Below are 2,244 nucleotides of genomic sequence, written 5' to 3'. Positions count from 1 at the left end.
GGGTGGGGGTACGGGAGCTTCGGGGCACGAACCGCCGGCGGCCGGGGTCGGCGCCGGAGTGGCGGAACTGGGCGGGAACGGCGAGTGCCCGCCCGGTCCGCACCGCCCGCCCCCGGGACACCGCCGAGCTCGCCGCGCTGGTGGCGGAGGCCGCCGGGCGGGGGCTCCGGGTGAAGGCGACGGGCAGCGGCCACTCCTTCACCGGCGTCGCGGTCACCGATGGACTCCATGTGTCGATGGACGCGATGGCCCGGCCGATCGAGGTGGACCGCTCGCGCGGGCTGGTCACCGTGGAGGCCGGGATGCCGCTGCACCGTCTGAACCGACTGCTGGACGCGCACGGTATGGCGCTGACCAACATGGGTGACATCGACCGACAGACGGTCTCGGGGGCGATCTCCACCGGGACCCACGGCACCGGGCGTTCCTCCGGAGGGCTGTCGGCGCAGGTGAGCGCCGTGGAACTGGTGACGGCCGACGGGTCGGTGCTGTCCTGCTCCGCGGATCGGGAACCCGAGGTGTTCGCGGCGGCCCGTCTGGCGCTGGGCGCGTTGGGTGTGCTCTCCCGGGTGACGCTGCGGTGTGAGCCGGCATTCCTGCTGCGCGCGGTGGAGACGCCGATGCCGCTGCGCCGGGTACTGGAGGACCTGGAGGACCTGGTGCGCGGGAACGAGCACATGGAGTTCTACTGGTTCCCGCACACCGACCGGACGCTGATCAAGCGCAACAACCGTCCGTCCGGTGGGGCACGACGGGCGCCGTTGTCCCGGGCCCGGGCGTGGTTCGAGGACGACTTCCTGTCGAACACCGTCTACGAGGGGGTCAATCGTCTGGGGTGCGCGGTACCGGCGGCGATCCCCCGGCTGAACGCGGTGGCCGCCCGGGCGCTGTCCCCCCGGGTGTACACCGATGTCTCGCATCGGGTGTTCACCTCACCGCGGCGGGTGGTGTTCCGGGAGATGGAGTACGCCGTTCCCCGGGCCGAACTGCCGGAGGTGCTGCGGGAACTGCGGCGGTTGCCGGAGCGGTACGGGGAGCGGGTGGGCTTTCCGGTGGAGGTGCGTTTCGCACCGGCCGACGACGTGTGGCTGTCGACCGCCCACGGCAGGGAGAGCGCGTACGTGGCGGTGCACCAGTACCACCGGCGGCCGCACGAGGAATGGTTCCGGGTCGCCGAGGAGGTGCTGGTGGCGGCCGGAGGGCGTCCGCACTGGGGGAAGCTGCACCGGTTGGGGGCCGAGGAACTGCGCGGACTGTACCCGCGCTTCGACGATTTCCGCCGGGTACGGGCGCGCCTGGACCCGTCGGGCGTTTTCGCCAACCCCTGTCTGCGGGGGGTACTCGGGCCGGTGTGAGTCGGTCCCCGGTGGTCACCGCCGAGGGGGTTCGCTCCTTGGTCGGTCACGGCGCTCGGCGCGTCGGGCCGCGCGTTCCGCCCTCGCCCGTCGGTGGGCCGCCAGTCGCAGGAGCAGGGGCGGCAGGAACACCCGGAACCGCACGGGAAGGGGTTCGACGAGCAGGCGCACGCGGTGGGCGAAGCGGCGCAGGTCGCGTTCGTCCCGGGGCGTCCACGAAAGCCCGAGCCGTTCGCGCAGCTCCGGGGGCAGGGTGCCCACGGTCACCAGGGTCAGTCGTCGGGTGACGGGCCGGGTGAGGAGGCCCCAGAGCGCGGCCGGGATCCGGGGCACCGGTGGGGCCGGGTGGGAGAGTGCGTCCAGGACCTCCCGGACCGCCCGGTTGTCACCGAGTTCCCCGGTGACGATCTCCGCGTATCGGGCGTTGAAGGCGGCCGGGTCGGGGGGAAGGCGGTGTTCGGCGATGCCCCACATCCGTCCGACCCCGCGCAGTTCTCGGTGGTACGTCTCCAGCCGGTCACCGGTCACCGGCGCACCGAAGAGCGCCATGGTGTCCAGCGGGCCCATGACCAGGGTGGCGTGCACCCAGGCGTACGCCCCGGGGTCCAGGGCCCGATAGGGCCGACCGTACTCGTCGATGCCCGTCATGGCCGCGTGCAGGCGTCGCAGCCGGCGGGCTTCCGCGCGGGCCTCCTCCGGCGTTCCGTGCACCACGGTGGTCAGTGAGAGCAGGGTGCGCAGGAGGCGACCCCACGGGTCGGAGCGGAAGTCGCTGTGATCGGCGACACCGGCGCCCACCACGGGGTGGGCCACCTGGAGCACGAGCAACCGGGGGGCGAGCAGCAGACAGCGGATGTCGCCGAAGATCTCGCGGGCGACGCCGTCGGGG

2 protein-coding genes are annotated in these 2,244 nt (G+C 73.2%); one reads left to right on the top strand and one right to left on the bottom strand.

The annotated features are described in order from the left end of the window. Window positions 1-2: 2 nt before the first annotated feature. Entirely contained in the window at window positions 3-1,355 is a 1,353-nt protein-coding gene (locus FNQ90_RS20280; RefSeq protein ID WP_182607675.1) for a D-arabinono-1,4-lactone oxidase, read from the top strand. A 15-nt stretch (window positions 1,356-1,370) separates the two neighbouring features. Here FNQ90_RS20280 and FNQ90_RS20275 read toward each other — a convergent pair. Beyond that, window positions 1,371-2,244: oxygenase MpaB family protein (locus tag FNQ90_RS20275; RefSeq protein WP_194432726.1), on the bottom strand; the 874-nt coding region annotated here is incomplete at its 5' end.

Source organism: Streptomyces alkaliphilus (assembly GCF_014141535.1).
GTDB lineage: Bacteria > Actinomycetota > Actinomycetes > Streptomycetales > Streptomycetaceae > Streptomyces > Streptomyces alkaliphilus.
The sequence above is the reverse complement of the archived record's forward strand: the minus strand, read 5'-3'. Positions and strand labels throughout refer to the sequence as shown.